The organism is Azospirillum endophyticum (assembly GCF_016595245.1).
Classification (GTDB): Bacteria; Pseudomonadota; Alphaproteobacteria; order Azospirillales; family Azospirillaceae; genus Azospirillum; species Azospirillum endophyticum.
On sequence record NZ_JAENHM010000087.1, the window covers coordinates 18,965 to 40,018 of the forward strand.

The 21,054-nt window shown below is 65.6% G+C and carries 23 protein-coding genes; 18 read left to right on the plus strand and 5 right to left on the minus strand.

Annotation, left to right across the window (positions count from 1 at the left end; genetic code table 11):
• The 12 genes from JHL17_RS34060 (at position 1) to JHL17_RS34115 (ending at position 9,421) form a co-directional block, all read left to right on the plus strand.
• Complete coding sequence (locus JHL17_RS34060; protein WP_200199097.1) at positions 1-744, plus strand: DUF1376 domain-containing protein; 744 nt, start codon at positions 1-3, stop codon at positions 742-744.
• Positions 744-2,048 carry a replicative DNA helicase gene (locus tag JHL17_RS34065; RefSeq protein WP_200199098.1) on the plus strand — a complete coding sequence of 435 codons (1,305 nt, stop codon included), beginning with the start codon at positions 744-746 and terminating at the stop codon, positions 2,046-2,048. The genes JHL17_RS34060 and JHL17_RS34065 overlap by 1 nt, the downstream gene beginning before the upstream one ends.
• Positions 2,045-2,434, plus strand: a complete 390-nt coding sequence (locus tag JHL17_RS34070) for a hypothetical protein (protein ID WP_200199099.1) — start codon at positions 2,045-2,047, stop codon at positions 2,432-2,434. The genes JHL17_RS34065 and JHL17_RS34070 overlap by 4 nt, the downstream gene beginning before the upstream one ends.
• On the plus strand, positions 2,431-2,931 hold the full coding sequence (locus tag JHL17_RS34075; protein ID WP_200199100.1) for a hypothetical protein: 501 nt from the start codon (positions 2,431-2,433) through the stop codon (positions 2,929-2,931). The genes JHL17_RS34070 and JHL17_RS34075 overlap by 4 nt, the downstream gene beginning before the upstream one ends.
• A gap of 49 nt (positions 2,932-2,980) precedes the next feature.
• Positions 2,981-3,193, plus strand: a complete 213-nt coding sequence (locus JHL17_RS34080) for a hypothetical protein (protein WP_200199101.1) — start codon at positions 2,981-2,983, stop codon at positions 3,191-3,193.
• Between the two features lie 38 nt (positions 3,194-3,231).
• The gene (locus JHL17_RS34085; RefSeq protein WP_200199102.1) at positions 3,232-3,510 is read left to right on the plus strand and encodes a hypothetical protein; all 279 of its coding nucleotides are present in this window, start codon (positions 3,232-3,234) and stop codon (positions 3,508-3,510) included.
• A 6-nt stretch (positions 3,511-3,516) separates the two neighbouring features.
• Positions 3,517-4,464, plus strand: coding sequence for a hypothetical protein (locus tag JHL17_RS34090; RefSeq protein WP_200199103.1), 948 nt, complete (start codon positions 3,517-3,519; stop codon positions 4,462-4,464).
• A gap of 53 nt (positions 4,465-4,517) precedes the next feature.
• Positions 4,518-4,886: a hypothetical protein gene (locus tag JHL17_RS34095; protein WP_200199104.1), complete on the plus strand. Its 369-nt coding sequence runs from the start codon at positions 4,518-4,520 to the stop codon at positions 4,884-4,886.
• An 8-nt stretch (positions 4,887-4,894) separates the two neighbouring features.
• Positions 4,895-5,551: a hypothetical protein gene (locus JHL17_RS34100; RefSeq protein ID WP_200199105.1), complete on the plus strand. Its 657-nt coding sequence runs from the start codon at positions 4,895-4,897 to the stop codon at positions 5,549-5,551.
• A 134-nt stretch (positions 5,552-5,685) separates the two neighbouring features.
• Positions 5,686-6,330 (plus strand): hypothetical protein, encoded by a 645-nt coding sequence (locus JHL17_RS34105; RefSeq protein ID WP_200199106.1) that lies wholly within the window; start codon positions 5,686-5,688, stop codon positions 6,328-6,330.
• An 11-nt stretch (positions 6,331-6,341) separates the two neighbouring features.
• Positions 6,342-8,270, plus strand: a complete 1,929-nt coding sequence (locus tag JHL17_RS34110; protein ID WP_200199107.1) for a transglycosylase SLT domain-containing protein — start codon at positions 6,342-6,344, stop codon at positions 8,268-8,270.
• An 89-nt stretch (positions 8,271-8,359) separates the two neighbouring features.
• On the plus strand, positions 8,360-9,421 hold the full coding sequence (locus JHL17_RS34115; protein WP_200199108.1) for a phage baseplate assembly protein: 1,062 nt from the start codon (positions 8,360-8,362) through the stop codon (positions 9,419-9,421).
• 142 nt (positions 9,422-9,563) lie between these two features.
• Here the strand turns inward: JHL17_RS34115 and JHL17_RS34120 are convergent, their stop codons facing one another.
• The 4 genes from JHL17_RS34120 to JHL17_RS34135 all read right to left on the minus strand — a co-directional run bounded on the left by JHL17_RS34120 (position 9,564) and on the right by JHL17_RS34135 (position 10,963).
• Positions 9,564-10,013: a hypothetical protein gene (locus tag JHL17_RS34120; RefSeq protein ID WP_200199109.1), complete on the minus strand. Its 450-nt coding sequence runs from the start codon at positions 10,011-10,013 to the stop codon at positions 9,564-9,566.
• A complete protein-coding gene (locus tag JHL17_RS34125; protein WP_200199110.1) occupies positions 10,010-10,252 on the minus strand; it encodes a hypothetical protein in 243 nt (80 codons plus the stop codon). Before JHL17_RS34125 ends, JHL17_RS34120 begins: the two co-directional genes overlap by 4 nt.
• A gap of 158 nt (positions 10,253-10,410) precedes the next feature.
• Positions 10,411-10,635: a hypothetical protein gene (locus JHL17_RS34130; protein WP_200199111.1), complete on the minus strand. Its 225-nt coding sequence runs from the start codon at positions 10,633-10,635 to the stop codon at positions 10,411-10,413.
• An 85-nt stretch (positions 10,636-10,720) separates the two neighbouring features.
• The gene (locus tag JHL17_RS34135) at positions 10,721-10,963 is read right to left on the minus strand and encodes a helix-turn-helix domain-containing protein (protein WP_282189401.1); all 243 of its coding nucleotides are present in this window, start codon (positions 10,961-10,963) and stop codon (positions 10,721-10,723) included.
• A gap of 227 nt (positions 10,964-11,190) precedes the next feature.
• Here JHL17_RS34135 and JHL17_RS34140 point away from each other — a divergent pair, with 227 nt between their 5' ends.
• The 5 genes from JHL17_RS34140 (at position 11,191) to JHL17_RS34160 (ending at position 18,322) form a co-directional block, all read left to right on the plus strand.
• A complete protein-coding gene (locus tag JHL17_RS34140; protein ID WP_200199113.1) occupies positions 11,191-12,036 on the plus strand; it encodes a transporter substrate-binding domain-containing protein in 846 nt (281 codons plus the stop codon).
• Between the two features lie 226 nt (positions 12,037-12,262).
• The gene (locus tag JHL17_RS34145) at positions 12,263-15,148 is read left to right on the plus strand and encodes a hypothetical protein (RefSeq protein ID WP_200199114.1); all 2,886 of its coding nucleotides are present in this window, start codon (positions 12,263-12,265) and stop codon (positions 15,146-15,148) included.
• The gene (locus tag JHL17_RS34150; RefSeq protein WP_200199115.1) at positions 15,145-15,657 is read left to right on the plus strand and encodes a hypothetical protein; all 513 of its coding nucleotides are present in this window, start codon (positions 15,145-15,147) and stop codon (positions 15,655-15,657) included. Before JHL17_RS34145 ends, JHL17_RS34150 begins: the two co-directional genes overlap by 4 nt.
• 830 nt (positions 15,658-16,487) lie before the next feature.
• Positions 16,488-17,063, plus strand: coding sequence for a hypothetical protein (locus tag JHL17_RS34155; protein WP_200199116.1), 576 nt, complete (start codon positions 16,488-16,490; stop codon positions 17,061-17,063).
• Positions 17,060-18,322 (plus strand): helix-turn-helix domain-containing protein, encoded by a 1,263-nt coding sequence (locus tag JHL17_RS34160; protein ID WP_200199117.1) that lies wholly within the window; start codon positions 17,060-17,062, stop codon positions 18,320-18,322. The genes JHL17_RS34155 and JHL17_RS34160 overlap by 4 nt, the downstream gene beginning before the upstream one ends.
• A gap of 387 nt (positions 18,323-18,709) precedes the next feature.
• On the opposite strand, the gene JHL17_RS34165 is transcribed toward JHL17_RS34160, so the two are convergent.
• The gene (locus JHL17_RS34165) at positions 18,710-19,600 is read right to left on the minus strand and encodes a LysR family transcriptional regulator (RefSeq protein WP_200199180.1); all 891 of its coding nucleotides are present in this window, start codon (positions 19,598-19,600) and stop codon (positions 18,710-18,712) included.
• 348 nt (positions 19,601-19,948) lie between these two features.
• Here JHL17_RS34165 and JHL17_RS34170 point away from each other — a divergent pair, with 348 nt between their 5' ends.
• Complete coding sequence (locus JHL17_RS34170; protein ID WP_200199118.1) at positions 19,949-21,052, plus strand: hypothetical protein; 1,104 nt, start codon at positions 19,949-19,951, stop codon at positions 21,050-21,052.
• Positions 21,053-21,054 lie beyond the last annotated feature (2 nt).

Consider the following 21,054-nt stretch of genomic DNA (forward strand, 5'->3'; position numbering starts at 1 on the left):
ATGGAGAAGGCACGTCGCGTCGACTATTGGCCGGACGAGGTGATTGCCGGCGTCGCTGGCCAGCTGGACCCGGAGGAGTTCGGGGTCTACTGGATGGTCTGCACCCTGATCTACAGCCGGGGTGGCAAGATCAAGGATGACCCGGAATGGATCGCCCGGATCTTCCGCAAAACCAGCGCCCGCACCATCCGTGCAGTGCTGAATCGCCTCGAAAACAGCGCGAAGTTGGTCCGAGTTGATGGTGAACTGGTGGTGAACCGGTGCCAAACCGAACTCGAACGCACTCTGAACCGTACCCGAACGTGGCGTGAAAACGGTACGTTCGGGGGGCGCCCCTCAAAGGAAAACAACAACATAGGGAAACCAAACGGTTTTTCTGACAAAGAGGCGACGGAAAACCGCGCCTTTAACTACCAACCAGCAACTAGCAACCAGCAACAAGAAGAAGGGCAGGATCCTCCAGGGCAACCGAGCCGCTACGCCTTTGAAGGGCGGGTGATCCGGCTGAACCAGAAGGACTTGGACGGATGGCGCGCTGCCTTCCACGCCATCCCTGATTTGCCCGCCGAGTTGACCAGCATTGACGGGTGGCTTTCCGACCAGCCGGCCGGGAAGCGTCGGAACTGGTTCAACGCCGTGTCCGGCATGCTGAACCGCAAACACCAAGAACTGCTGCAGAAGCGCCCAGCCGGCGCCAAGCCGCTGCCGCAGCTGTCCGACGCGCTCAAGCGGGGGGTGTACTGATGGCGATCGACACCCTGGAGTCGGAAGAGCGGCAGGTCTACCGCGACCTGAGCAATGAGGAGGCGGAGCAGGCGCTGCTGGGCGCGCTTCTGGTCAACAATCGCGCATTCGACCGGGTGTGCGGGCTGCTGGCCGCGGATGACTTCTACGACCCTGCGCATCAGCGCATCTTCGATGCCATCGCCCGGAAGATCGGCCAAGGGGAGCAGGCGGACCCCGTCACCCTGGCAGCCGAGTTTCGCGACGATCCCGAGTTGGCGCGCGACGGAGGAGCGGCGTATCTGGTCGAACTGGCCGGCAACATCGTGACGGTGGTCAACGCCCCGGACTATGCCCGCACCATCGCCGACCTATCCCGTCGCCGCCGGCTGGTGCTGGCCGGGTATGACGCCATCGCTGCGGCAGCCGACCAGACCCGGCCGGTGATCGAAACCGTCGGCGCGACGCTGGCAGACCTGGAGCGCTTGGCTGAAAGCCGGAAGGCTCGGACCGGCGACGCGGTGCTGGCGGACCTGCTGGACGCATGGCGCGGTGAACCGGTGATCTACTCGACCGGCTTTCCGACCATCGATGCGGCACTTGGGGGCGGGCTGATCCCCGGCGAGGTGCTAGGGCTGCTGGCGCACGACAAGGCCGGCAAGACGATGCTGGCCGCTTCGATCAGCCACGCGCTCAACGCCGCCGGCATCTGGCACGCCTATGCCGCGCTGGAGATGGGCGGCAGCCAGATCGAGCGGCGCCATATCGCCCGCGACCTTGGAATTGCCACGACGCGGCTCCGCGGCCGCATCGGGTCCGATGTCGTCGCGGCGGTCGGTCGGTACCGAGTGGAGCGGAAATCCCATGTGCTGTATCTGGACCTGCCCGGCGCCACGGTGGAGGAGCTGCGCGCGGAGATCGTCGCGGCGAAAGCGCAGCGGAAGGTGACGGGCATCGTCATCGATTATTGGCAGCTGATCACCGGGGGCAGCGACCGGGAGACGCAGGAAGCGCACCTATCCCGCGTGGCGAACTGGATCTCGACACTGGCGAAGCGCCTGGGGCTGTGGGTGATCCTCCTGGCCCAGATGAACGACGAAGGCACCGCGCCGGCCTACTGCAAGCGCGGGCTGAATCGTGCGGTCGACCATCTGCTGATCCTCCACCGGGAGGATGGCGCCGAAACCGCCTGGCTGTCGCTCAAGCGCAGCCGGCACATGCCGCCGGTCGATATCGGTGGGCCGAATGACCCGGTGCTGCGGATGCGGTTCCCTGGCCCGTATTTCGAAGATATCGGGACCAGTTCCAACGGAGGTGCAGTATGACCGACACCACCTCGACCACTACCGAACCTGCATCGGTCACGGTGCCGTTCGCCGGCATCAATGAGCAGATCGCCCGCTTGGTACGGCACGCCGACGAGTACCGGGCTGTGCTGGACGAGAAGTTGGGCGATCCAGCGGTCCGCCTCCGGCCCTCCTCCCTGTTCGCGGCTCACTGCCTCGCAGAGGCCGAGTCCGGGCAACTGCGGCATGCGCTCGACTTGGCGGAGATGGAGGTGCGCGACGCCACCACGCTGCTGGACGAAGCTATAGCCCTTCTGCGCCGAACCTCCATGGCCGCTGGCTTCTACGCCGAGCGCGCCCACCAGCTGGAGGAGGCGCTCGCCCAGGCGGCCGGAGTCGACATCTGGGAAGGGCGGCGCCAATGACCGCGGGGTGCCCTGACGCCCTAGCGGCGATCTCCGACCTTCGCGAAGCTGCCGCCGCGCTGGAGTGCATCCCCAACCCTCCGCCGTCCCTTCGGCGCGTGCTGGAGCGCTTACGCTGCTACGAGCGCGGGGCTGCCAATGGGCTGACCCTGGAACAGGCTCTGGGCCTCGCCCCCGGCCGCGGCGGTGAAGCGTGGTGGACGCTGGAGGAGCGCCAGCGACGCGACGCCGAGCTGGTCGCCATGGCGCGAGAGTTCTTCCCCGACATCGGCATCGAGGATCAGGCTCGGCGCATCGCCGCCGAGGTGCGCCGGTACCAGACCACAGGCTGGCGCTTCGAGCGGGAGAAGCCGTCCGATGCGCTTCCGGATCCGAAGCGTCGCCGCCTCCATCGCGCGCTGTCCGCCGCGGGCGAGCGGGGCATTCCAGGCCAACGCCAGCTTCAGAACATCCTGGAGAAAAGCGGCGTTCAGCCGGAAATGAAATCGCTGTTTTGATTTCACGCGACCGAGATGAACCTGCGGGAGCCACACGAAGAGGCTCCGCATGCTGAACCGAATCATTCCGACCATTTCCGACGACCTGACGCTCCGCATCGGCAACCGCAAGGCACAGCTGACGGCCAGAGATGGCATTCGTCTCGCCGAAGACCTGACCCGCCTGTCGTTCCGTCGCCTGCTGGTCGAAGAGGCGGAGAGCCTGCGCGGGCGCACGGCTGACCAGTCGAAGAGCGCCGGCCGCGGTCGCCGCGGTTCCTGAGGCAGACGACAGAACGCAGACGAAAGGATCAAGCGGAAATGACCACGACATCGCGCCGGCGCACCACCGGCCGGCAACAGGGCGACACCACCAAGCCCGGCAATGGACACCGGATGTCCTTCGACCACCTGGCCGGCGCTACTCTCTCGGACAGCTGCCGCGCCGCGTTTCAGAGCATGACCGCCAAGGAAGCCGCGGCGAGCTGGGATCGCGCCTTCGCCCGCACCCGGCAGCCCGGTTCACGCGCGAGCGGAAACCGTTCCGTCGCCGCATCCTGGGACCGTGCCTTCGGTCACCCCTCCACCTCCACCCGCTGAGGCGCCATGTTCGGCAAGAAGAAAAACCCCTACGCCCTCTCCCCCGAGGTGCGAGCGGCCATCACGGCCGGCGCTGCTGCGCTCCAGGATCGCAAGGCTGCGGACGCGGCTCTCTTGAAGCGAATGACCGAACTGCGGGCCGCAGAGGAGGTTGAGGCTGCTGCTGTGCGGGAGATGGAGCAGGCCGACGCGGCTCTCGCGCTGGCGATCGATCCTGAGCAGGCGGCGGGGCTGGAGAAAGCAGTCACCGCCGCGTCCCGGAAGCGGGACACTGCCGCGCAAAACGCCGAGCGCACCCGGCGCATGGTCAATGCCCTCCACGCCCATGCCCAGCAGGCGGACGAGCGGGTAAACGCGGCCCGACAGCAACTCGCTGCCGCCTTCGCCACCTTCCAGGCCGAAATCGTTGCGGCCTATGACGCCGATGTCCGCGCCGCAGCTGCGGCACTCGTCGCAGCCCTGAAGCGAGGTTGGGCAATCCGAACGGCCCTGCGCGGCAAGCTGAACCAGCCGCTGTTTCTGGACGAGATCAACGTGCCGTCGGTCATCTGGCGGCAGCCGGCCATCGTCCATGGTCCTCGCGCCAACCTCGGCGGTGAGACCATCGCACTCGACGCCGAGTGGAGCGACGAGCCTACGGCTGCCGATGCTGCCGGCGAGATGCAGGCGCTGAGTGAGATGCAGTCCCAACTGGAGCGTCACCGCCCGTTCGATCCGGCGAACCCGTTTCCCACTCCGTCCAACCGCGAGGCATTCGAGGCGGAGCTGGCCCGCGCCATTGCCGAATACAGCGCCCCGCCAGAGCCGCCCAAGCCGTCACGCGGCCTGTTCCAGTCCTGGACGCTCGGCGGACGCTGGGCACACCAGGATTCCCACGGGAACGAACTGAACATCACGACGGCGATTGCCTCTGATGAAACAGCCTACGAGCACTACCAGCCAGCGCAGCGCTGACGAATGCGCGCTTCGTTTTAGCCGACGGAGCGCCGTCCTTTCGGAGATGGATCGTGGAACTGAACCTCGACATCGAGCATCACGCCCGCACCCAGATCGCGGCCGTCGTTCAGCATGAGAACTGGCGCAAGAACCTGATCGCCTGGCTCGCCGAACTCCGCACGGGCGCCGAGGTGATGAAGCTATTCCATGAGGCCGTTGCAGCCCGTGCGGTCGAGATCCTGACCGAACTGGCCGAAGCCGATCCCGAGACGATCCAGGCGAAGTATGCCGATCTCGGGCCGGGCGCCCTGCCGGCGAAGCTGCTGACCACGGCGGTGGACATGATGGAGGCCGCCACCGTTGCCCAGGCGCAGGCGGCGACCGAGAGCGCGGTCCCTGCCCCTGTCCCTGCACCAGCCGACGCCCAGACGGTCCACTGAGGCCCCCTATGATCCGCATCGACGTGAAACTTGACATGAAGGGTTTGCAGAAGTCGCTGGACGATTTCCAGCGTCGGCAAATCCCCTTCGCCCTAGCGAAGACGGCGACGGGCGTTGCCAAGCAAGTCCAGAAGGCCGAGACCGACGCCATCTCCGACATCTTCGACCGGCCCACGCTGTTCACCCAGCGCTCGGTTGGGGTGAAGGCGGCGCGCAAGTCCGACCTGACGGCCACGGTGTTCGTGAAGGACATCGCCGCGAAGTACCTGGAGCCCTTCGAGCTTGGCGGCAAGCACTTCCTACCGCCGAGCAAACGGGGCGGGACGCTGCTGAACCCGAAGGCGGCCCAGCTCAACCAGTACGGCAATCTATCCAAGGGGCAGCTCCGCCGCCTCACCGGCCGGGCGGACGTTTTCGTCGGCGCCGTCAAGACGAGGGGCGGGGCGACCGTCAGCGGGGTGTGGCAGCGTCCTGCCGCAGCGGGAGCCAAGGGCCGAGGCCTGAACCGTGGCGAGAGCCTGAAGCTGCTGGTGCGGTTCGGCGACGCGCTGCCTGTCAAGCAGCGCCTGGGTTACCGGGAGCGTGCCCAGCAGGTCGTGCAGGCCACCCTGCGGACCGAGTTCGAGAAGGCCGTGGGCGATGCCCTGCGGACCGCCAGGGGGTGAGGGCAGGAGCAGGCACCCCCCACATGCTTGGGTCCCTCCTGAGGGGTTCAGCACACGCGGGCATTGCGCACCGCGGTGTCTCCGTAGCTCTGGTATCTGAAAATCACTTAACTGGTAACACCGGGTAATCCGCCATGACGATCATTACCAAGGCTGGTCTTGCCGCGGAGCTGGGAATTTCGAAGGCACGGGTTTCGCAGTATTGCAAAGCCGGCCTTCCTGTTCGTACTGACGGCAAACTTAACCGTGAAGACGCCCTTTACTGGATTCGCCACCAAGTTAACACTGGCTACCACCCCACGAAGGGAGCTGACCGGATCGAGGAGATGGTGGTACGGCAGCGCCACGCCGCGCGGATGCAGCCGACATCTCAGGCATCCGCCGCACCTGCCGAACCCGGCGCCATCGTTCGGGTGGATGGGCTGACCCCTGAGGCGCACGCCCTGCGCGACGCTCTGGGCAATGACGGCGCCGTCATCCTCGACCGCTTCCTCTCGGCCTATGGGGTGCCGGTGGTCGACCGGCTGAAAGCGTTCGAGGCCTTCACCCTGACCATCGGTTACCTCTTCCAGGGCCTCCATGATGGCCGCGGAGACCCGTGGGAGGACTTCACCGTCACTCGGCCGCCCGACTTGATGGACGCCGAAGTGTGCGCTGACTTCGACGACGAAATCGACGAGGCGAACAGCGCAATCTACGCGAGCGAGAACGATCCCGACAGCGCGCCCTATACCGCCATTTTGGCCGGCCGGCGGGCGCGCGTTGAGCACGGCTGCTGAAGGGAAGCACGATGGCGAACACCTTTCAAATCATCGTCGGCGCGAAGGATCAGGCTTCGCCCGTCATCGGCAAGGTTGAGTCGCGGCTCGGCAGGCTGCCGGGCGCGGTCGATACCGTGAGCTCGTCCTTCGAGCGTCTGGGCGACAGCAGCAGCAGTTGGGCCAAGGCGGAGAGGGGCATCTCGGGGGTTTCCTCCGCGGTCTCCGACTTGGCGCGTGGTTTCGGTGTAGCGAACAGCGCTGGTGGGCTCCTGGGGGTAATGACAGTCGCTGGCCAAGCCGCGCTCGTCGACCATTGGGGTAAGGTGGGGGTTGCCACCGCCAACGCTGCCAGCGGGATCGGCATCGCCGCTGGCCGGCTGCGCACACTCCAGGGCGCAGCAAAGTTGGCTGGGCTGTCGGCTGACGACATGACGAACAGCATGGCAGGGATGGCAACAACGCTCCAAGACGCGGCGTATGGTCGGAATCGTGAAGCTGCAGCGATGCTCAGTAGCTTGGGGATCACCGTCCGACGAGCTGCTGATGGCACGTGGGACCTTGAGCACGCTTTTCGTAGTTTGTCAGCAGTGATCGCTAGACAGAAAAGCCCGCAGACCCAGGCGCTTATTGCACAAACGTTTAAGTCCGAAGCTCTGCTGCCAATGCTGCGCAGGGGTACCGACGCCTGGGACGCCTACATCAAGGAAATAGAACGGCTCGGTGCTGTGTCCGAGGAAACTCAGCGCAATTCCGAGGAACTCGGTATCTCTCTGAACAAGCTGCATGTTGCCGTTGACGGTTTTTGGGTCGCTCTTGAAGGTCGCATGAACCAGCGCTACGGCGGCGCCATCGATAAGGTGACGGACCTCACGGCGGCCAACAAAGAGAACATCGCCAGTTGGGCGGACCTGACATCTCAAGTCGGCATGGCGTACAGTGGTCTGAGCGCCGTCGCGAAGCTTGCCGGTGAAGGATCGATCTGGGGGCGCCTGAGCCTTCTGGCTCGGGCCGGGCTTGCCAGCCCGTGGGGAATTGTCGCGGCGGGAGCCTATGCGGCATGGGCCACAGCGCCGGATGCGAACAAAAAGGTCGTGATCCGCAAGGAGACGCCCGAGGAGAAGAAAGAGGCGGAGGAATCATGGTGGCCGTCCTGGCTGCCCAGGATTGGCATCGACACCGAGAAGAGTCCTGATGCCACCCCCAGCCCGAATGCCGCCGACAACCAGCCGCCGAACTGGTGGCCATCCTGGCTGCCGAACCTGGGCATTTACTGGAAGGGGCAGGGCGCAGTCGACAAGGCGGCATCCCCCGCGGTCCCGCCGATCAGTTCCAGCGTCGTCCCGTCGGCATCCAGTTCGGTCGCCTCCTCCGCCGGAATCAGCGACAACGTCCGCCGCTGGGACCCGCAGGTGACCGCGCTGTCGGCGAAATACGGCGTCGACCCGGACTTTGTCCGCCGGATCATGCAGCAGGAATCGGGCGGCCGGACACATGACCGCTTCGGCAACCCGCTGACCAGCTCCGCCGGCGCGATCGGTCCGATGCAGGTCATGCCCGGCACCTACGCCGAGATGGCGCGGCGCTACGGCATCAAGGGCGGCATCACCGATCCGGACGCCAACATCGAGGCGGGCGTCGCCTACCTGTCCGAACAGATGAAGCGGTTCGGCAACGAGGCCGCGGCGGCTGCCGCCTACAATGCCGGCCCCGGTCGGGTGCAGCAGAACATCGACAGCGGCAAGGCCCTGCCGTCGGAAACCAAGAACTATGTCGCCTCCATCGCGGCGATGCAGCGGCAGCAGCCCCAGGCGGCGGGTGGCGGCGAGCAGAAGGTGAACGTCACCGTCACCCTTGGCGGCAACGTGCCGGAGGGCACCTCCGCCACCGCTCAGACCGGCGCCGGCACCGCCGTGCCCACCCGCATCGATTATTCCCTCCCCTCGTTCGCGAGGCCATGAGCCTCGACCAGCCGGGCATGCGCAGCATGTAAGCAACAACGCGGCCCGGCTGGCTTGCGGCCCTTCCTCCCAGCTTCAAGCGAGCCCCTATGGACGACCTGACCCTTACCCTCAAGAAGCCAGCCGTGAAGCTGTCGGGCTGGCAGGCTGTGCGCGTCACCCGCGGCATCGAACGCATGCCCTCGGATTTCGACATCGAGTTCACCGAGCGCTTCCCCGGCGAGGCGGAAAGCGTCGTGGTGAAGCCTGGCGACGAGTGCCAGGTGCTGATCGGCAGCGATCTGGTGATCACCGGCTATGTCGATCGCTTCATGCCAACGATCGACCGCAGCCGGCATAGCCTGCGCGTCACGGGCCGGAGCAAGTGCCAGGATTTGGTGGATTGCTCTGTGGTGTGGGACAGCAATCAGATGAGCGGCGCCACGGCGCTGACGGTCGCGCAGAACTTGGCGGGAAAATACAACATCACCGTCAAGGCGCTGACGGACGTCGGCGACCCGATCAAGCAGGTCAACTTCATCTGGAGCGAGACGCCCTATCAGGTGATTGAGCGGGTGGTGCGGTCTCAGGCGCTGCTGGTCTACGACTCCCCGGACGGCAATCTGATCCTGTCGCGCGTCGGGACGGAGAAACACGGGAGCGGCTTCCAGCAGGGCAAGAACGTCGAGCGGGCCACGGCCATGTTCGGCATGGACCTGCGGTACAGCGAGTACCGGGTGCGGATGCACAACATGACGCCCCTGAGCGAAACCGGCGATGCGGGCGACATCCTCACCATCGTCGAGGACAAGGACGTCCCGCGCTTCCGACGCCGCGAGATCATCGCCGAGACCGGCGTTCTGGTCGCTGGTCTGGCCCAAAAACGCGGCGTCTGGGAAGCGGCGCGGCGCGCCGGCCGGTCCTACTGCGTCCAACTGACCACCGACAGCTGGCGTGACGGCGATGGCATGCTGTGGACGCCGAACCGGATGGTGCGGCTGCAACTGCCGAGCCTGAAGATCCCGGACGTCCAGTGGATCGTCGCCGAGGTGACCTATCGACGGGATCGGGCCGGCACCGCCGCCGATCTGGTGCTGATGCCGCCTGACGCATTCTCGGTGCAGCCCATCGTGCTGAACCCAATCCCTGCCGACGTGCAGACGCGGGGATGAAGCGAGAAGGGGGTGGACAGGTTGTCTGCCCCTTTTGATGTTCGGGGTGTGGTGATGTCCACCATACCCTCTCCGGAGCGGAGGAGCAGAAGAAAGCCCGCCGGCCGGGTGGCGGGCGGGCTGTTGCGGTGGCGAATACCGGTCAGGGCTGAGTTGCGGCGGGCTGCTGGACCTGCGGTGCCGGCACCAGGATCACCTGTGGAGCCTGTTGTTTCGTCGCGGTGATGACGTTGGCGATGGCGCTGGTCTGGGCGGACTGTTCGGCTCGCATCGCTCGAAACTCGTCGGTGATGCGCGGCACGATGGCGTCGACTTTCGTCTCTACGCGATCCATCCTCGTCGATAGGGAACTGGCTGTGAAATAGACCATGCCGCCCACCAACGCGACCATTCCCACAAGAACACTCGCGGCGATCTTCAGCCCGTCGAGCGAGCCCTTCAGCCCCTCGACGCTCTTTTCCAGGCCGTCAAGCCTTCCGTCTACCTTGGTGCGCCATGCGTCGTCCATGGGAGGATCTTGGGGGCCATCTCCATGCTTGGCAAGCGCATCCTTGATCCGCTCGTCAAGAAGTTTGGTAGCGGGATCGCTCATCGTATATCCAGCAGGTTAACTGCCTCCTCAAGGCTTTTAGTCGAGTTTCTCAAAAGTTGTATGTACTCACGTTGATGCTTGTGGTCCATGTCGCTCTTATCTGCTAAATAGTCCGCAATAATTGAAATAGCTTGGTGTGTTCTATTTACGGCTCGCACAATGTGAAGAGACGCAATGCGATTCCTTTCTGTTTGATCAATAGAGTTTTTGTCTACTGGAGCCGCTTCACGCTCATCCATTTCTTTCCCTCACCTTCTTACCATTACTATAACAGGACGATGATCCGGATCGTGCGCAATCCACCGCCCCGATCATCCCTCCTCCATCCTGTTCATCACCCGCATCAGAAGCGGCCCGGCAGCTCCAGGGCGGCGACGCGGGAGGTCAGCTGTCCCCCTCACGAATTCCGCATCCGGTCCGCGATCTCCAGCATCCTCAGGATGGCGTAGGGCGTAATGATGCCGAACATCCCGACCGCAACCGTCGCAATCTGCTGAATCCCGTTCTCAGCACCAGCCAAGCCCCGCATCGTTCCAATAGCTGAGACGATCACCACTCCCAGCATCAGAATGTAGAAAAGGCCCGAGATCAGCTTCCCGATCCCGCGCACCAAAGCCCCCATCTGACACACCCACCTCAGAACGCGAACGACACCCGTTCAACGCAACCGAGAGAGATTGCACGAGGCAATGGTCAGTTGTCGAGTCTCAGGCTGTTGCTTTTAGCCGCACGCCCGGGCCGCCTTGCCCGTTGTACTGACCGGCCGGAATGAACTCTACGCCTGCCGTCTCTAGGGCGGTTTGAAGCTTGCTAAGTGTGCCAGCCAGTGCGTCCCCGCCACTCTCGATCCTGCTGACGGTGTTTGGCGTGACACCCGCCTCCTTTGCCAATTCGCGGACACCCCACTGAACTGCAGCACGGGCCATGCGAATCTGATCCCCCGTAATCATCCGGCATTACCCTGTATCGATGGATAGCGATTTTGTATTGACGGGCTACCCCTTCCGTCGATACATTGTACCTATCGAGCGAGACAGTGCAACGCTTAACAGGGGCGGTTAGTTGATAGGCGCCCCACCATACCCCCGCTGATCGCCCGCTAATCCCAGGCGCTCGCCGCCGAGTCCACAACGCGCCGTCCGGCGCGAACGCCGCTCCTTTGCCTGGAGGATCCTGCATGAGCCGCCTTGCCCTATTCGCCAACGCCATGGCGGTCGCCGCCACCATCGCCGCCGGCTCCGCCTCCTTCGCCAGCCAGCAGCCGGAGCCGCCCCCGGTGCTGCGCATCGCCACCGAGGGCGCCTTCGCCCCGTGGAACGCAACCACCGCCGCCGGCAAGCTGGTCGGGTTCGAAGTCGACCTGGCCAACGATCTGTGCCGCCGGATGCGGGTCCGCTGCGCCATCGTCGCCCAGGACTGGACCGGCATCCTGCCCGGCCTGCAGCAGGGCCGGTATGACGCCGTCATGGCCGGCGTGACCGTCACCGCCGAGCGCGCCGCCGTGGTCGACTTCAGCGCCGCGTATGCCGCCGACCCGGCGGTGTTCGCCGTGCGGCCCGGTTCCGACTTGGCCAACGCCTTGCCGGATGCCGAGCGCGCCGACCTCTCCACCCCGGCCGGCCGGCGCATCGCCAGCAGCGCCGCCTGCGCCCTGGACGGGAAGGTGATCGCCGTGCAGGCCTCGACGATTCACGCCCACATGATCGAGACGCTGTTCCCCCGCGCCCGGTTGCGCTTCTACGAGACGGTGGACGCCGCCGCCCTGGACCTCACCGCCGGCCGCGTCGACGCGATGCTGACCGCCCGGACGTCGGTGGAAGCCCTGCGCGCCGCCGGCGGGAACCTGATCCCGGCCGGCCCCGCCTTCAGCGGCGGCGTGCTGGGCGGCGGCGTGGCTGTCGCCGTCCGGAAGGGTGATCAACTGTCCGCCCGCTTCACCCAGGCCATCGCCAGCGCCGCCGAGGACGGCACCACCGCGCGCCTGTCCGGCCGCTGGTTCGGCGCCGACCTGTCGGCAAAATAGGTGCTGTCCGCCAATCCCCCACTCTTCGATGGAATGCCCGAACGCGAGCGACAATCCATCAGGCGGCAAGCAAGTTCCCAACCGGCATCAGGGAGAAATCCTTTCAGTAAACATACTATTTAGGATCTCAACGCGCCTCCGTGTTCAGCGGTTTTATTCAGCAAGCGCACCGGCATTTACACCCTGGCCAAGCGCTTTCCTGCATCGCTCAACCATGGAGGCAGCTATGCCCGACACCCATCTCGCCATGCCCCGCACTCTTTCGGCTCCCTATGCCGAGTTGCTGGAGGCAGACGCGCCCCGCACCAAGACGACGAGCGATGCACCCCCGAACGGCACGGCTGCGGCAGCAGCTGCGTTCGCGCGGCTCCTCGCGTCCGGAGATCAAGCGATGCAGCCAGAAACCTCCACCATCACCGACATCCATCCTCACAAGTCATCAGCCTTTGACGGGGTGCACCGCCCTCAGGGCTTGCGTGCCATGCTACTGGGCAGCACCACCATTCCGGCACTGGGCATGACCATTGCCGAGGCGAGCCAGAGGACGGCCGATCTACTGGCGGAGAATGACGGTCCCGGTCCGCTGACCGACGAGCAGGCCGAAGCTCTTGCCGCGCGGTGGAGCGTGCTGGAGAGCGCCGTCGTTGGCTCCGTCCCGCAGACGATCCTGGACGCGGCGTCGATCCTGGACCGCATCTTTCCCGACGACGCCACCCACATTCCGCATCGCGATATCCCCGCTGTCCGCCGAGTCGCGACCTTTCTGCACCAGATCGTGGAGGCGGCCCGAAGCGCGTCTCCGAACGAGACCAGCATCATCCCCAGCATCGGCATGACCTTCCGGCAGGCCGCCGACCGCGTCCGAGAAATGGTAGAGCGCGCGAACAACAGTCCGCGGGGTGAGGACGACGGCATCGAGGACAAGGCAGAACTCGAACGGCGGGAGGCAGCGCGAATCGCTGATTGCCACGAGTGGTGTCGAATCATAGACGCCATGATGGCCACTCCTGCGCAGACCATGGGCGACCTGTTCGCCAAGTTGGAGCGCATCGCCTGTCCCAGTCTCGGCATCCGCCATCTGGTGTTTGCAGATGAGGAAATCGCTCTGCTGGATGAGGACGTGCAGCGACTGCAGCCGCTGTGGAGTGGACCCCACCTTGCAGCACGGGCGGGGGAGCCACTACAGGACGCCTCGATCTTCGCCGCCTATAGCCGTTGGTCCCAACTGGTGCGGGACTGCTACGCGGCGACGACTGATGAAGATTGCGACCGCCTGTCGGATCAGGCCGACGAAGCCGCGCTCGATGTCATGACCCACGAACCGGCAACCCGGGAAGGACTGGCGGCCCAGGTCTTCGTCATGCTCCACCTGGCGCACGGCGGAAGCACGGCGGACCACCTGGATATCGACTTCTCGGCATTGAGCGGGGGCGATGGCCCGGACAGCGCAGCGGTGCAGGCGCTCGTGGAGCGCGTGAAGCGGATCGGCCGGCGGGATGGAGAAGAGACACCGCAAGGTGCACTCACCAGCCTCTATGCGCGGTGGGTGGAGGTTCGCGCCCGCTATCTGGCGGACGACGAAGGCGACACGTTGCGGGCTGAACTCGACCAGATCGAAGACCGGTTGGAAGCCGAGCCGGTGCGCTGCGTCGCCGATGCTATCGCGAAGCCGGGCTACTTCCTGACCGCATCAAATTCGATGCTGGACGACGGGATCCTGCCGAGCATTGACGCGGACGGTTCGGCCGCATGGCCGCGGCTCCTGCTCACCGTAGAAGACGCGGCGGAGCTGCTGGCGGTCGATGCGCAAGCGCCCTTCAGGGCGATGGTGGCCGGTCTGCGCCAGTTGATGCAGCGGCACGTGAAGCTGGAGGAGGAGGCCGAGCGCAGGGCTGAAGCTTACCAGATTCCCGAGCAGGTCGCGTTGGCCATGCAGACAGTTTGTGTGCGCAACAGGGTGGCGAGTGCTGAAGAGGATGTCCGGGCGCCTGATCATGCACAAGGACAGCGCGAAGAAGCACTCACCCTCCTCCATGCGCTGAAGCCGGAAAGCCGTAAGAGCCTCCTATCGTTCATGCGCTTCTTGCCCGTTTCCTCACACCTGCATGAAGCCATGCTCGACTTTGCTCGCGAGCACGGAATGGCACCGCACTACCGCCAGTGGCTGGAAGGTCATCTCGCCGATCTTGGAGACACGTCGGGCGTTGCCATCGCAGGCGATCGGCTCCGGCAGGCGTGGAAGGATCTGCACACGCTCGACATCGAATGCGTCCCGGACGACCTTGATGATCGCGCCGCCTGTGACGCCTATAACCGAAGCGTCGCCGAGGCCTGCAAGCGCCTCCTCGCCGTCCCCGTTCAAACGGTCGGCGATGTCGCCATCCTGGCGCGGTTCGCGCTACGGGGCGTAACGATCCACTGGGGAGCGGATGAAACGATCGCCCAGGAGCTGGATGCCAAGGGTCAGCCGCCAGAGGATCGGGGCGAGCAGCTTATGGTCGCACTCTGGCGGGTCGTCGAGCACCTGACGCGGCAACAGCACATCGCCACCCAGTTGGCTCCCGTCTTTCAGCAGGATGACGACGCCGATTTGCTGAAGGCATTCGACGAGTGGCTGATCGCCGCTCGGTCGCTGGACGCCATTCCAATTGAAGCGTCGGAAGAGGAGAGGGAGCCGTACGAGCAACGCGACGAGGACGCAGTCGGTCGCCTGCTGGAGTTCTCGCCCAAGACCCCTCGAGGTACGGCCGCTATCCTCCGGTATCTCTTCCTTCGCAGCGCGGGCACGGTGGAAGCTGAACGCACCGTTCTGCACGGAGGCGAGCCGAACGGAGAAGACCTTGCCGACCTCCTGCCCCAAGTCCTGTGGCAGCTGATCAAAGCGTTGGAGGCGTTGCCGGCTGCAGCCAACGATCTGCACCAGGAACCCGACGCCTTCGCCGAAACGGTCGCCGCCTTCGAAGCCGAGGCGCCCGCCACGCTGGCCCTGCCGCTGGAGCCGACCGGCCGCATGGTCGACGCCGCCGCCAGCGCCGCCGGCATCACCCCGGCGCAGTTCCAGGCGGCCTACGCCGCCGCGGTGGAGGCCCTGAAGCTGGAACGCGCCGCATGACCATCCTCGCCTTCCCCACCCAGGACCGGGGCGCCCAGCGCCCCGCCGTCCGGCCGGAAACCAGCATCGCCCGGCTGACGCTGGCCGAGGCGACGGACTGGCAACGCACCATCATGGCGGAGTGCCGGCGCCAGCGCGTGCTGTCTCCGTCCTTGCCCGCCTTCCTGAAACGAGCCGGCTTGATGGACCGCTGCACCTTCCTGTCCAGCGCCGGGCCGGCCAAGCCGCTGTGCTTCCGGCATCTGGGGGTGCCGACCCTGTCGGTTCTCGGGCGCGCCTGGGGCCGGGCCGTCATCAACCAGCCCGACGAAGCGGATCCGCATGTCGAGTTCGCGCACAGTGTCGGGGCGCAGTATGCCGAGAGCATCGGCGCCGGCGAGGCCGTCTTCAACCGCGTGACCGTCTCGGGCGTTGGCCAGCCCTTCGTCTATACCCACGCCCTCTATGGGTGGGAGGACCGGGGGCGCCGCGCCGTCCTGTCCGCCGTGGACGTCCAGACCCTGCATTGAGCATGATCGGCGAAGGGCCCCCGTTTCCGGGGTACCCTTCCTGGCCGCGTCCTGCAGGTCGAGCAGCACCGCCGGCCGACTCCACCGCATGAAGTGGAGCGGCAGCCGCCCGACGCCCGCCTGCTGGTAGAGCACCGCGGGCAGGGGCTCCAACAGCGCCCGACCGGCGCAGCGGCGCACCCACACCGGCACCGTCTCCGGGTCGACCAGCCCGACCACCCAGCGCGGCGACCAGCGGTCCAGCGCCACCAGACGCGCCACGGCGCCCAGCAGGTGGAATAGCCCGCGCTCGCGCCAGTCCGGCCGGTTCCATCCGGCGACGATCCAGGCCACCGCCCCGCGCGTCTCATGGGCCGACGGCGAGGCGCAGAACCCGAACTCCCCGACCGGAGCAGCACCAGGATCATGGAACGCCGTCAGGTCCCCGACCCGCGCGCCAAAGCTGGCCGCCGAGCAGTCGAGCAGCACCACGCCATGGGTGGCGACGAACTCGCCGTCGGCATCGACCGCGGCCACCCAGAAGGACGGCGTCGCCGCCGGCCGGGGGAGAAGCGGGAACCAGTCGCCGCGGTGCTGGGCGTTCAGCTTCGCCAACGCCTCCCATTCCTCGACCAGCACCAGCGTGACGCCGGCCGCCAGCCCAGCCGCGCACAGGGCATCACGCGCCGCGCGCAGCACCGGCCCGTGCGGGCTCCCTTGCAGGGGAATCGTCTCCACCAACCGCCGTTCAGCCATGCCCGTTCCTCGCTCCCGAAGTGTTCGAATGCGAAGGAGTCACACCATGGCAACCGGTCGCCCGTCCCACGGTCCCACGATGGGAGGCCGTTCCCATGACCGCCAGCGCGGCATGGCGTCGGTGGAGCGCGGTCCGGATCGAGTTGGCCGAGCTGCTGGCCGAGCAGGAGCGACAACACCGCAAACAAGCCGTCCCGGCGGTGCTGGTCGGGCGTCAGCGCTACGCCGATCCTGCCCAGCTGGAAGCCACGCCAGCACCAGGCTGGACTGCCATCAGCGACGAGGCCGCCCAGCGGTTCCGGAGGATGATCGCTGCCAAGGTTGCCCGGTTGAAGGCCGGCAAACCCGGACATGAGGTGTCCGGCACCGCGGCTTGGCGTGTCCGCCGGCTGGAGCAAGAGGCGCGGCGGCTCGCCGCCGAGATGCGGGCCCGGCCTGTCATCGGCGCCGCCGATGTCCTGGCGCGCCTCGATGTCATCGCCGCCATGTGGGGACCAGACGGGACGATCACCGAGCCCGGCGCGCCACTGGCCGAGGTGCTGGAGCTGCTGGACGAACTGAGCCGCAGCGTGCCGGGCTTTACGGCGACGTGGAGGCGGTGCCGTCAGATTGAGCACAAGACGGGATGCGCATCCCGCCAGTTACGATGTGCCGTGCGGAGAAGCAGTTGAACGACGTCCCCGATGATCTGACCGACGGCGAGCCATACGCGATCGTGCCGGCATGGGTGCTGGAGGACGGCACCCTTTCACGCAACGCCCGCTGGCTCTACGCGATCCTGTGCCGCCACGCGGACCGGCATGGGCTGTGCCGTCGGTCCCTAACCCGCTTGGCACAGCAGGAAGGCTGCACCGCGCGGGCTCTCCAGAAGTGGATGTATGAGCTGGAGGGGCACGGATTGGTGATGAAGCTGAACGACCGCGGGAAGGTGGGCCGGTTCAAGGTGATTCGCCGCAAGGGGGAGCGCGAGGAGGCCCGGCGGCACAACCTCGCCCAGGCTGTCGAGCGACGGATCGAGTTCGGCGAATACGGGCGGATTGGGGCTGCTGCGAAGGCTACCCGTGAACCGTCGTTCAGGGGTGAACAGATGCAGACCCCTGAACAGCCGTTCACGGGTTCGGCCCCCTCCGACACCCCAACCCCTGAACAGCCGTTCGCACCACCCCTGAACAGCGGTTCAGGGGGACCCGTGAACAGCGGTTCGCACAGAACAGTACCCTTTGAACAATACCTGTTGAACAGGCCGCGCGCGGGCGCGGGAGCCGCCGCTGGCGACGAGGACCGGAGCCTGGAGAACGCCGAGCAGGCGCGGGAGGCGTACCGGCGCCTCCGAGATCGTCTCGGGGCACTCCGGCCGGGCGAGAGCTGGCCGCCGGGGAGGATCGAGGTTCATATCGGCATCGGCCCTCATGATCGGTTGTCGCTGGTCGACCTGCGCAAGGGCACGCTCCCGCTGACCGTTGCCGAGGCCGGATGGCTGATCGAGGCTTTCCGGCGCATGGCCGCCGAGATGCTGCCGCTGGTCGCCCAGGAGCAGGATGCCGCGGACCGGCGGGCCGGCCTGATCCCGCTTGAGGGTGGAAAGGCGAAGCGGGGACCGGCGGATCGATTCGCAGCGATGGAGGAGGCTGCGAAGCAAGAGCTTGCTCGTCAGCGTGCCCGCCGGGCGATGCAGTTGGCGAAGGAGGAGGCCGAGGAGGAGGAGCGGGCGGCGTTGCTCGACAGGATCGCCCGTATGATCGAGAGGGAGCGCGGTGTCGAGGCTGATGCGGCCGGTGCGCTGGCGCGGTTGGTCATGTCCTGCATCCAGGGGCACCCAGCCGTCGTCGACGCGATAGCGCGAGAGCGGGCGGTGCCGGATGACAAGCTGTGGTCGCTGGCGGAGGCTGTGATTGCCGATCTGGGCGGGATCATCACGCGGCGGGCTTGATGAGCCGCTTGCGAGTGTGGCCCCGGTGTGGCCCCAGACCCTGCCCACATAAAAAAACCGCCGCTAACCCGTTGGATTAGCGGCGAGTTGAACAGGGAGGCTTCACGTCTGGGAGACGCTGGGTCCGAGGACCCAACCCCGGAGGGGAGACCTCCGGGACGAAACATCGGATGCTGCGTCGCAACATCCAACGATCAAAATTTGACCATTCTGCTGCCAACTTTCCAGGCATAAATATATAAATCTACCATGCAAGCAACGCATGGCTTCAAAAATCCCTTAGAAGGCTAATAAAAATGCCGAAATCGACGGTGTCGCTCCGCAAAGTCGGGAGGACGGCGTCGATTTCGGCAATTCTCTTTCCAGATCACTGAAAAATGTTTGAGGTCAGAACGGAGTTTCTGCCACTTTTTTAACCAGGAAGTCGCGGAAGACCGCGATGCGCTTGGAATGGCGCAATTCTTCGGCATAAACGAAGTAGGCGTCGACCTTCGGCCCATCGACGTCCGGCATGATCCGGGTCACGTCCTTGGAGAAGCTGTCGACCAGGAAGTCGGGCAGCGCGCCGATGCCGAGCCCGCTCTCCACCGCGCGATAGATGGCGTAGACGCTGTTGACCTGCAGGATCGGCTTCCGGTTGGGCGAAGGGTCGCCCATCTCCATGATCCAGTTGACGTTGGGGATCGGCGCCCGCACGTCCGGCGGATAGGTGATCAGATCGTGGCCGTCCAGCTCGGCCAGCGTCTTGGGCGTGCCCTTCTTCTTCAGGTAGCTCTGGCTGGCATAGAGGTGGAAGCGGATCGACATCAGGTGCCGCTGGATCAGGTCCGGCTGGCGCGGCGTGTTCATGCGGATGGCGATGTCCGCCTCGCGCATCGCCAGATCCAGTTCGTCGTCGTCGATCAGCAGCGTCAGCTGGATGTCGGGGTAGATCGACATGAACTCGTTGATGCGCGGCGTCAGCCAGGTCGATCCGAAGGCGACGGTCGTCGTCACCCGCAACGGTCCCTTGGGATGCTCCCGGCTCTCGGTCAGCATCGCCTCGGTCATCGACAGCTTGGCGAAGACGTCGCGGGCGGTGCGGTGGAGCAGCTCGCCCTGTTCGGTCAGGATCAGCCCGCGGGCATGACGGTGAAACAGCGGAACGCCCAGGCTTTCCTCGAGCGCGCTGATCTGGCGGCTGACCGCCGACTGGCTGAGGTTCAACGTCTCACCGGCATGCGTGAAGCTGCCGGCTTCGGCCACGGCGTGGAAGACCCGAAGCTTGTCCCAATCCATCATGCTGTCCCGCCCCGGTGCGCAACCGCCCGGAGCCTCCCATTTATCTTGAGGACGGCGCATGGCCGCCATGCATGTTTATAGCGGGAACGCGCCCGGAACGCACGCGCTAGTGAAAGCGACTCGCACGAAAATTAATCATGATCGCCGGAATTATTCTCATCCGAGCAGCCCCCTATCTCGACTCATGTGGGTTTGAAAGTCGAGGGCGACGACGGCCGGAAGGGGGGCGCGGCGAAACACTTAGTTATCTAGGGTTGTGTAATTAAATAATAGTAAACCTTTTTCGGAAAACCATGCGACTTCGGCCGTCTCGTGGGCGGTCCTTCGTCATCGGGAGCCTCCGCCATGACCTTGAAACCCCTGTCCGGCTCATTCGTCTCGCTGTTCACCGCGACTGCCTCAGGGGCGTCCGGAAAGGCCGCCGCCCGGAACGACGCGGCCAGGGCCGTGTTCAAGGAAACGAAAAGCGGCCCTCCCAGCGACAAAGTCGAATTTTCCGCACAGGCGCTGGCGGCCTTGAAGAGCGGCGCGGCCATGCCCGTCCAGGCCAAGGCCATCGCGCCGGCATCCGCGGCGACGGCGGCTTCGGCGACCCTCGCGAAAGCGCCAGGGGGCGGGGCGACGGCCGCCCCGGCCGCTACGCCGTCGGCCCCGCAAGCGACCGCGGCACCGTTGGACGGGACCGACACGCCGCCCTTGCTGCTGAACATCGACGGCACTCTGCCGAGGTTCGATCCGCACCGGAATGACGAGATCATGGCCTATCACGAGACGGTGTTCGCTCACCATCTCCAACGCAACGACCTTCTGCGCAAGAACTTCGGGTTGCCACAGAACATCGAGGATGGCGGCGGTCTGGCATTGTCCGGGAACATCGCCAAGGTCATCGACCGAACCATGGTGCTCGACGGCGCCGTGCTGCCGGAAAAGCCACCGGCACTGCTGGCCAAGGAACAGGGAGCGGCGGCATCTCCGTCGACCATGCCGGAGGGGTCGGCCAGCACCTCCATGATCACGCTGTACCTGCCGGGCTCCCAGGGGACCGGCAGCGAACAAATCGAAATCATGTTCGATGACAAGGCGATGGCCAAGCTCGCCGGCATGTCGCCCGACGCGGTCAAGGCCGGCATGATCGATATGCTAGCGGGCACAGAACAGGGAGCGGCTGGCAACGCAGCGATGAAAAAAGGGATGATGGGCAAGATGATGGAGGAGAACGCCGGCTGGCATCCCGAATTTGCCGCATCCAAGGCACGCTTCGGTATCTTCGATCCCGATCAGGGAACCAATGCCCAACCCATGATGATGATCCAGTCGGAAAGCCGCCCCGACTATGTGAAGGAGCATGTCGGCGATCTGGTCGACGCGGTGATGGGCCTGCTGCGCGGTGCGGCGCCTACCGCGACCACCCCCGGCCCTGCCGTCCCCACCGCGACTGCCAGCGCCTAAGC

Coding starts and splice junctions, on each gene's coding strand:
- JHL17_RS34060 (WP_200199097.1), top strand. CDS start 1: ATGGAGAAGGCACGTCGCGTCGACTATTGGCCGGACGAGGTGATTGCC.
- JHL17_RS34065 (WP_200199098.1), top strand. CDS start 744: ATGGCGATCGACACCCTGGAGTCGGAAGAGCGGCAGGTCTACCGCGAC.
- JHL17_RS34070 (WP_200199099.1), top strand. CDS start 2,045: ATGACCGACACCACCTCGACCACTACCGAACCTGCATCGGTCACGGTG.
- JHL17_RS34075 (WP_200199100.1), top strand. CDS start 2,431: ATGACCGCGGGGTGCCCTGACGCCCTAGCGGCGATCTCCGACCTTCGC.
- JHL17_RS34080 (WP_200199101.1), top strand. CDS start 2,981: ATGCTGAACCGAATCATTCCGACCATTTCCGACGACCTGACGCTCCGC.
- JHL17_RS34085 (WP_200199102.1), top strand. CDS start 3,232: ATGACCACGACATCGCGCCGGCGCACCACCGGCCGGCAACAGGGCGAC.
- JHL17_RS34090 (WP_200199103.1), top strand. CDS start 3,517: ATGTTCGGCAAGAAGAAAAACCCCTACGCCCTCTCCCCCGAGGTGCGA.
- JHL17_RS34100 (WP_200199105.1), top strand. CDS start 4,895: ATGATCCGCATCGACGTGAAACTTGACATGAAGGGTTTGCAGAAGTCG.
- JHL17_RS34105 (WP_200199106.1), top strand. CDS start 5,686: ATGACGATCATTACCAAGGCTGGTCTTGCCGCGGAGCTGGGAATTTCG.
- JHL17_RS34110 (WP_200199107.1), top strand. CDS start 6,342: ATGGCGAACACCTTTCAAATCATCGTCGGCGCGAAGGATCAGGCTTCG.
- JHL17_RS34115 (WP_200199108.1), top strand. CDS start 8,360: ATGGACGACCTGACCCTTACCCTCAAGAAGCCAGCCGTGAAGCTGTCG.
- JHL17_RS34120 (WP_200199109.1), bottom strand. CDS start 10,013: ATGAGCGATCCCGCTACCAAACTTCTTGACGAGCGGATCAAGGATGCG.
- JHL17_RS34125 (WP_200199110.1), bottom strand. CDS start 10,252: ATGGATGAGCGTGAAGCGGCTCCAGTAGACAAAAACTCTATTGATCAA.
- JHL17_RS34130 (WP_200199111.1), bottom strand. CDS start 10,635: ATGGGGGCTTTGGTGCGCGGGATCGGGAAGCTGATCTCGGGCCTTTTC.
- JHL17_RS34135 (WP_282189401.1), bottom strand. CDS start 10,963: ATGATTACGGGGGATCAGATTCGCATGGCCCGTGCTGCAGTTCAGTGG.
- JHL17_RS34140 (WP_200199113.1), top strand. CDS start 11,191: ATGAGCCGCCTTGCCCTATTCGCCAACGCCATGGCGGTCGCCGCCACC.
- JHL17_RS34145 (WP_200199114.1), top strand. CDS start 12,263: ATGCCCGACACCCATCTCGCCATGCCCCGCACTCTTTCGGCTCCCTAT.
- JHL17_RS34150 (WP_200199115.1), top strand. CDS start 15,145: ATGACCATCCTCGCCTTCCCCACCCAGGACCGGGGCGCCCAGCGCCCC.
- JHL17_RS34155 (WP_200199116.1), top strand. CDS start 16,488: ATGACCGCCAGCGCGGCATGGCGTCGGTGGAGCGCGGTCCGGATCGAG.
- JHL17_RS34165 (WP_200199180.1), bottom strand. CDS start 19,600: ATGGATTGGGACAAGCTTCGGGTCTTCCACGCCGTGGCCGAAGCCGGC.
- JHL17_RS34170 (WP_200199118.1), top strand. CDS start 19,949: ATGACCTTGAAACCCCTGTCCGGCTCATTCGTCTCGCTGTTCACCGCG.